Source organism: Methylobacterium sp. E-066, assembly GCF_022829635.1.
Taxonomy (GTDB): Bacteria; Pseudomonadota; Alphaproteobacteria; order Rhizobiales; family Beijerinckiaceae; genus Methylobacterium.
The window spans coordinates 79,048-86,689 of the sequence record NZ_JAKSYO010000207.1; the positions used below are offsets into that span (position 1 = coordinate 79,048).

Genomic DNA, 7,642 nt, shown 5'->3' on the forward strand with positions numbered 1-7,642 from the left:
GCATCGGTAGGGAGTACCGAGGTTTTGGCTGTGGAGCCGATTGCCCTGTGTGGCCCGGGCCGCCCGATACGGGGAGCCGCTCCAACGGCCCGGCGGGAGCCCGGTCGAAGGCCGGACGGCGCCAGACGGTCAAAACGCTTCAGAAGGGCGCGGATCCTCCGCGCCGACGCCGCAATGAGACGTCTGCCGCAGAGTCTGTCAGCGCCGTCCCTGCGCCTCGGCCGGGCGCCAGCGGTCGAGCTCCCGGTCGATCGCGCCCTCGGTGCAGCGGAGGAACTCCGCCGCCGGCAGGCCGGGGGCGAGGGCGGCGAGGTAGCTCACCACGATGGTGCCGGCCCGGGTGGCCGCGCCGCGGGGCCAGAACAGGCCCGAATTCACCGCCACCGGCACCACCGGCAGGCGCAGCCGGCCGTAGAGCAGTTCCACGCCGCGCTTGAACTGCAGTGGATCGCCGGCCCGGCCCCGGGTCCCCTCCGGGAAGATCAGCACCGAGCGACCCTCCGCCACCGCCGCCTGGCTGCCCTCGATGATCGCCCGCAGGGCCTGGGTGCCGTTGGCGCGGTCGATCACGATCATCGGCGAGCGCCGCAGGAACCAGCCGACCACCGGGATCGCCAGCAATTCGCGCTTGGCCACGATGGCCACGTCGGGCACCAGCACCAGGAAGGCCAGGGTCTCCCAGGTGGATTGATGGTTGGCCACGAGCAGGCAGGGCTCGGCCGGGAGATGCTCGCGCCCCTCCTCGACGTAGCGCAGCCCGACGATCCGGTGGAGTCCCGCCAGGACCCCGCGCGCCCAGAGCCGCGCGGCCGTGCGGACTGGCCGCGCCGGCGCGCCGGCGAGCGCCAGGACGACCAGCGGTGCGACGAACAGGGCCGTCCAGGCGGTCCAGTAGACGACGAACAAGAGGGAGCGGGCGTGCACCAAGATCGGGCCTCACCTAGGCCCGGGGCGGGGCGGTTCAGGGGCATAGCGCCTCGCGGAACGGGGCGCACGGCAAATTCAGGCCGGCTCGAAAGCCGGAGGCGACGACGCGGACGCCGTCTCGGGCAGTATTTCTCCCCTAACGCGCGCGCAAGTCCGCCGATCCGTATCCGGATGCCGGACGGGGACTTGGCGTCACCAGCCGCAGGGACCACAAGGGCCGCTCTCGGCAACCGACCGTGCCGAACCCGGAGAACGGCCGCCGCCCAGCGGCGTTGTCGCACGGTTGAGGCGGGCGTGGACGCGAGCGAAGGAGACCGCGTTGGCGAGGGTGATGGGGCACGCGGACGAAGGGAGCGCTGTCCGGGACGGGCCGGCTGCCGTCGCGGGCGGCGGCGCGACCGGTGCCGCCATGCGCGCGCTCGACTGGTCGTCCTCGACCCTCGGTCCGCCGCAGGACTGGCCCCAGTGGCTGCGCGCCGCCGTCAGCCTGATGCAGGGATCCGGCTTCCCGATGTTCGTGGCCGCGGGCTCGGAGCTCGGCTTCCTCTACAACGACGCCTACCGGGACGTCCTCGGCAGCAAGCACCCGGCCGCGATGGGCGCGCGCTTTCCCGACATCTGGGCGGAGATCTGGCCCGACATCGCGCCGTTCGTCGCGGCCGCGCTGGCCGGCGAGGCGACCTGGGTCGAGAACCTGCCCCTGGTCATGAACCGCCACGGCTACGACGAGGAGACCTGGTTCACCTTCTCCTACGCGCCGCTTCGAGACGAGGCCGGCGCGGTGGTCGGCCTGTTCTGCACCTGCACGGAGACGACCGCCCGGATGCGGGCCGAGACGGCCCTGCGGGAGAGCGAGGCGCGGTTCCGCAACATGGCCGACCATGCCCCGGTCATGATGTGGATGGCCGGCCCCGACGGGGCCTGCACCTATCTCAACCGCCGCTGGTACGACTATACCGGCCAGAGCGAAGCGGACGGCCTCGGCCTCGGCTGGCTCGACGCGGTCCATCCGGACGACCGGGAGGCGTCCGGCCGGGCGTTCCTGGACGCCAACGCCCGGCACGGTGCGTTCCGGGTCGAGTACCGCCTGCGCGGCGCCGACGGCCGCTATCGCTGGTTCATCGACGCCGCTCAGCCCCGCCTCGGGGCGGATGGCGGCTTTCACGGCTATATCGGCTCGGTCACCGACATCCACGACCGCAAGGCCGCCGAGGAGCGCCTGGTCGAGACCACCCGCCGGCTCGACGCCATCCTCAACAACACCTCGCAGGCGATCTTCCTGATGGATGACCGCCAGCACTGCAGCTACATGAACCGCGCCGCCGAGACGCTCACCGGCTACGCCCTGGAGGAGACCGAGGGCCGCACCCTGCACGACGTGGTGCATCACACCCGGCCGGACGGATCGCCCTACCCGCTGTGCGAATGCCCGATCGACCAGGCCTTCCCGGAGAACGAGCGCGAGCAGGGCGAGGAGGTCTTCGTCCACAAGGACGGCTCGTTCTATCCGGTCGGCTTCACCGCGAGCCCGATCCGGAACGAGCGCGGCGAGCCGATCGGCACCGTCATCGAGGCCCGCAACATCGAGGAGGAGCTGCGCGCCAAGGCCGCCCTGGAGGCGTTCAACGCCACCCTGGAGCGGCGCGTCGAGGAGGAGGCCGCCCAGCGCGCGAAGGTCGAGGAGGCCCTGCGGCAATCGCAGAAGATGGAGGCGGTCGGGCAGCTGACCGGCGGCATCGCCCACGACTTCAACAACCTGCTCACCGGCATCTCGGGCAGCCTGGAGCTGCTGCAGACGCGCATGAGCCAGGGCCGGATGACCGACCTCGACCGCTACATGACCGCAGCCCAGGGCGCGGCCAAGCGGGCGGCGGCGCTGACCCACCGCCTGCTCGCCTTCTCGCGCCGCCAGACCCTCGACCCGAAGCCCACGGACGTGAACGCCCTGGTCCACGGCATGGAGGAGCTGGTCCGCCGGACCGTCGGCCCGTCGATCCATATCGAGGTGGTCGGCTCGGCCGGGCTGTGGCCCGCCCTGGTCGACCCGGGCCAGCTCGAGAACGGGCTCCTGAACCTGTGCATCAACGCCCGCGACGCCATGCCCGACGGCGGCCGCATCACCATCGAGACCGCCAACCGCTGGCTCGACGACCGCACCGCCCGCGAGCGCGACCTGCCGCACGGCCAGTACCTGTCGCTGTGCGTGACCGATACCGGCACCGGCATGACCCCGGAGGTGATCGCCAAGGCGTTCGACCCGTTCTTCACCACCAAGCCCATCGGGCAAGGCACCGGGCTCGGCCTGTCCATGGTCTACGGCTTCGCCCGGCAATCCGGCGGCCAGGTGCGGATCTATTCCGAGGTCGGACAAGGCACGACCGTGTGCCTCTACCTGCCGCGCTTCCATGGCGACATCTCCGCGGCGTCCGCGATGCCGGACCTCGCCCCGGCGCCCCGGGCCGAGCAGGGCGAGACCGTCCTCGTCATCGACGACGAGCCCTCCGTGCGCATGCTGGTGACCGAGGTGCTGGAGGATCTCGGCTACCTCGCCATCGAGGCCGGCGACGGCCCGTCCGGGCTGAAAGTCCTGCAATCGGACGCGCGTGTCGACCTGCTGATCACCGATGTCGGCCTGCCGGGCGGCATGAACGGCCGGCAGGTGGCCGATGCCGCCCGTGAAACCCGTCCGGGTCTCAAGGTGTTGTTCATCACGGGTTATGCGGAGAATGCCGCGGTCGGCAACGGGTACCTGGATGACGGCATGCAGGTGCTCACCAAGCCGTTCGTGATCGAAGCCCTGGCCTCGCGCATCCGCGATATGATCGAAGCCTGAGGCCCGTGCGCCGTCCCGCGGGCCGGCCGGGCTTCGGCGCTGACACGGCACGGCGCAGTTGTTACCGTGCGCGCCGCACGGACTGTACGTTGCGTTTGGGGGAGCGTTGAGCGAGCCGATGACCGACACCGACACGGCGCTCCCGGATGCCCCGGCGCCGCGGATCTCGACCGGCATTCCCGGACTGGACGACATCCTCTGCGGCGGCCTGACCCCGAGCCGCCTCTACCTGCTGGAGGGCACGCCCGGGACCGGCAAGACCACCCTGGCCCTCCAGTTCCTGCGCGAAGGCGCAGCGCGCGGCGAGCCGACGCTCTACGTCACCCTGTCCGAGACGAGCCAGGAACTCCGCGCGTCCGCCGCGACCCACGGCTGGTCGCTGGACGGCATCGAGGTCTACGAACTCGTCAGTGAGATGGGGCTCGATCCCGACAGCGAGCAGTCGATCCTCCACCCGTCCGAGATCGAACTCGGCGAGACCGTCCGGGAGGTCATCGCCCGGGTCGAGGCGCTCAAGCCCGAGCGGGTCGTGTTCGATTCGCTCTCGGAGCTGCGCCTGCTCGCCCAGAACCCGCTGCGCTACCGCCGCCAGATCCTGGCGCTCAAGCAGTTCTTCGCCCGGCGCGCCTGTACCGTGCTGATGCTCGACGACCGCACCTCGGAATCCGGCGACCTGCAGCTCCACAGCATCGCCCACGGGGTGATCTCGCTGGAACAGACGTTGCGCGAATTCGGCTCCGAGCGGCGCCGGCTGCGCATCGTCAAGATGCGCGGCATCAAGTACCGGGGTGGCGACCACGATTTTTCCTTGGAGACCGGGGGGATCCGGGTGTTCCCGCGCCTGATCGCCGCCGAGCATCACACGCCGTTCGAGGCTAAGACGCGCTCCACCGGGACGGGCGCGCTCGACCTTCTGCTCGGCGGCGGGTTGGTGCCCGGCACCAACACCCTGCTGCTGGGCCCGTCCGGGGTCGGCAAGACGACCACCGCCATCCGCTGCATGCTGGCGGCCCTGGAGCGCGGCGAGACCACGACCTACTACCTGTTCGACGAGGGCCTCGCGACCCTGCTCAGCCGCGCCACCGCCCTGGGCATGGACCTGACCCCGCATCTCAAGACCGGGCGCCTGACGATCACGCAGATCGATCCGGCCGAGCTCTCGCCGGGTGAGTTCTCCAGCATGGTCCGGCAGGCCGTGGAGGAGCGCCGGTCCGGCTTCGTCGTGATCGACAGCCTGAATGCCTACCTGCACGCGATGCCGGGCGAGGAGTTCCTCATCCTGCAGATGCACGAGATGCTGAGCTACCTGAACCAGCAGGGCGTCACGACGCTGCTGGTCCTGGGGCAGCACGGGGTGATCGGCGAGGTCCGCACCGATATCGATCTCAGCTATCTCAGCGACGCGATCCTGCTGTTCCGGTTCTTCGAAGCCAGGGGCGAGGTCCGCACGGCCCTCTCCGTGGTGAAGAGCCGGGTGAACGCGCACGAGCGCACCATCCGCGAGATGCGGTTGTCGGCGCACGGGATCCAGGTCGGTGAAGCCCTGACCGATTTCGAGGGCGTGCTCACGGGTCTGCCGTCCTATCGCGGCGCGGTGGCGATGCTGGGCGGCGGCGGCCGGTGACCGCGTCGACGCAGGACGAGGCGCGTGTCCTGATCCTGGCGCCGCGCGGCCGCGACGCCGCGGTGGCCGAGCAGGTGCTCGCCCGGGCCGGCACGCAGGCCGCCATCTGTGCCGATCTGGCCGGCTGGCTGGACGCCCTCCGGGCCGGGGCCGCCGCGGCGCTGGTCACCGAGGAGGCCCTCGGGGATACCGGGCCGCCGGCCTTGTTCGCATGGCTCGAGGCGCAGCCCGCCTGGTCGGACTTCCCGTTCATCGTGCTGGCGACCCGCCAGCAGGGGCACCGCTCCCCGCGGGCGTCCCAGTTGCTCGCCCGGCTCGGCAACGTGGTCCTGCTGGAGCGCCCGATCAACGCCGAGACCCTGGTCAGCGCCACCGCCGCCGCCCTGCGGGCGCGGCGCCGCCAGTACCAGGCGCGCGAGCGTCTCCTGGAGCGCGAGCGCGACCGGGAACAGCTCCGGCTCGCCAACGAGGGGCTGGAGCGGCGCGTGACCGAGCGGACCCGGGAGGTCGAGACCGCCCACGAGACCCTCGCCTTCGCCCTCGACGCCGCCGGGATGGGATCCTGGGACCTCGATTATGGCACCGGCGCGTCCCGGCGCTCGCCCCGCTTCGACGCCGTGTTCGGCTACGACGCGCCGCAATCGTTCTGGAGCCGGGAGACCTTCCTGGCCCATGTCGTCGACGAGGATCGCGACGGCGTCGAGCGCGCCTTCGCGACCATCGGCCAGACCGGCCGGCTCGACCTCGAATGCCGCATCCGCCGGGTCGACGGGGCGGTGCGCTGGATCGCCCTGCGGGGGCAGGTCAAGTACGACGCGGCGGGCGCGGCGACCCGGATCGCCGGCATCCTGATGGACCGCACCGACCAGCACGTCACCGAGGAGGCCCTGCGCCAGGCCCAGAAGATGGAGGCGATCGGCCAGCTCACCGGCGGCGTCGCCCACGACTTCAACAACCTGCTCACCGTCATCGTCGGCGGCCTCGACATGGTGCTCCGGCGGCCGGAGCAGGTCGACCGGGTCAAGCGGCTCGCGGAAGCCGCCATGGGCGCGGCCCGCCGGGGCGAGCAGCTGACCCAGCAGCTCCTCGCCTTCTCGCGCCGCCAGATGCTGCGGCCGCAGACCCTCAACCCCAACCGCCTGCTCCTAGACTTCAAGCCGCTCGCGGAACGCGCCGCCGGCGGCGCGGTCGAGCTGGCCTTCGATCTCGACCCCGCCCTCGACCCGATCCGGATCGACCCGGCCCAGTTCGAGGCGGCGGTGCTGAACCTGATCGTCAACGCCCGCGACGCCATGGAGGGTCGCGCCGGCCACACGAGGATCGCCGTGACGAGCCGCAACGTCCATCTCGGCACCGGCGCGGTCGCCGAGAAGGGCGTGGCACCGGGCCCCTACGTGCTGGTCTCGGTGACCGATACCGGCGCCGGCATCCCGCCGGACAAGCTTCAGCGGGTGTTCGAGCCGTTCTTCACCACCAAGGAGGTCGGCAAGGGAACCGGGCTCGGGCTCAGCCAGGTCTACGGCTTCACGCGCAGCGCCAACGGCTTCGTCGACATCGCCTCCGCGGTCGGGGCCGGCACCACCGTGAACCTCTACTTCCCGCGCTCCACCGACCCGGCTGACGAGGAGACCGGCGCCGGCGCACTGCGGACGATTCCCCTGCGCCGCGCCGGCGAGGGCGAGACCGTGCTGCTGGTCGAGGATGACGAGCAGGTGCTCGGCATGGCGGTGGAGAGCCTGGAGGAGCTGCGCTACCGGGTCATCATCGCCCGCAACGCCGCCGAGGCCTTAGGCCATCTCCGGGACGTGGAGCGGATCGACATCCTGTTCTCGGACGTGGTCATGCCGGGCGGCATGAACGGCTCGCAGCTCGCCGTCGAAGCCCAGCGGGTGCGCCCCGGGATCAAGGTGCTGCTCACCTCGGGCTATGTCGCCAATCTCGACGAGGGCCAAGTGATCGGCCACGGCGAATTGCCGGTCCTGAACAAGCCCTACCGCCGCGACGAGCTCGCCCGGTCCCTGCGCCTGGTCCTCGGCGGCGAGGGCCGCTGAGCCCAAACACGAAAAACCCGGTCCGCGTGAGCGGACCGGGTTTTTGATGGTGATCGAGTGGTCGAGAAAGATTTGGTTGCGGGGACAGGATTTGAACCTGTGACCTTCAGGTTATGAGCCTGACGAGCTACCGGGCTGCTCCACCCCGCGCCAAGGTTGTGCGGCTGGTCCGGGCTGGCTGTTCGCCTGTGTGGGCGGGCTCCGGGG

General features: G+C 71.1%; 4 protein-coding genes and 1 tRNA gene. 3 read left to right on the plus strand and 2 right to left on the minus strand.

Going from position 1 to position 7,642, the window contains the following annotated elements:
* Positions 1 to 198: 198 nt before the first annotated feature.
* Positions 199 to 927: a lysophospholipid acyltransferase family protein gene (locus MKL20_RS31120; protein WP_279595091.1), complete on the minus strand. Its 729-nt coding sequence runs from the start codon at positions 925 to 927 to the stop codon at positions 199 to 201.
* Between the two features lie 331 nt (positions 928 to 1,258).
* Between MKL20_RS31120 and MKL20_RS31125 the strand changes: the two genes are divergently transcribed.
* The 3 genes from MKL20_RS31125 (at position 1,259) to MKL20_RS31135 (ending at position 7,435) form a co-directional block, all read left to right on the plus strand.
* Positions 1,259 to 3,760, plus strand: a complete 2,502-nt coding sequence (locus tag MKL20_RS31125; protein ID WP_409568218.1) for a PAS domain S-box protein — start codon at positions 1,259 to 1,261, stop codon at positions 3,758 to 3,760.
* Between the two features lie 118 nt (positions 3,761 to 3,878).
* Positions 3,879 to 5,384 (plus strand): ATPase domain-containing protein, encoded by a 1,506-nt coding sequence (locus MKL20_RS31130; RefSeq protein ID WP_244039922.1) that lies wholly within the window; start codon positions 3,879 to 3,881, stop codon positions 5,382 to 5,384.
* The gene (locus MKL20_RS31135; RefSeq protein WP_244039923.1) at positions 5,381 to 7,435 is read left to right on the plus strand and encodes an ATP-binding protein; all 2,055 of its coding nucleotides are present in this window, start codon (positions 5,381 to 5,383) and stop codon (positions 7,433 to 7,435) included. Before MKL20_RS31130 ends, MKL20_RS31135 begins: the two co-directional genes overlap by 4 nt.
* Positions 7,436 to 7,508: 73 nt before the next feature.
* Here the strand turns inward: MKL20_RS31135 and MKL20_RS31140 are convergent.
* Positions 7,509 to 7,585, minus strand: a tRNA-Met gene (locus MKL20_RS31140).
* Positions 7,586 to 7,642: the final 57 nt, after the last annotated feature.

Coding starts and splice junctions, on each gene's coding strand:
- MKL20_RS31125 (WP_409568218.1), top strand. CDS start 1,259: ATGGGGCACGCGGACGAAGGGAGCGCTGTCCGGGACGGGCCGGCTGCC.
- MKL20_RS31130 (WP_244039922.1), top strand. CDS start 3,879: ATGACCGACACCGACACGGCGCTCCCGGATGCCCCGGCGCCGCGGATC.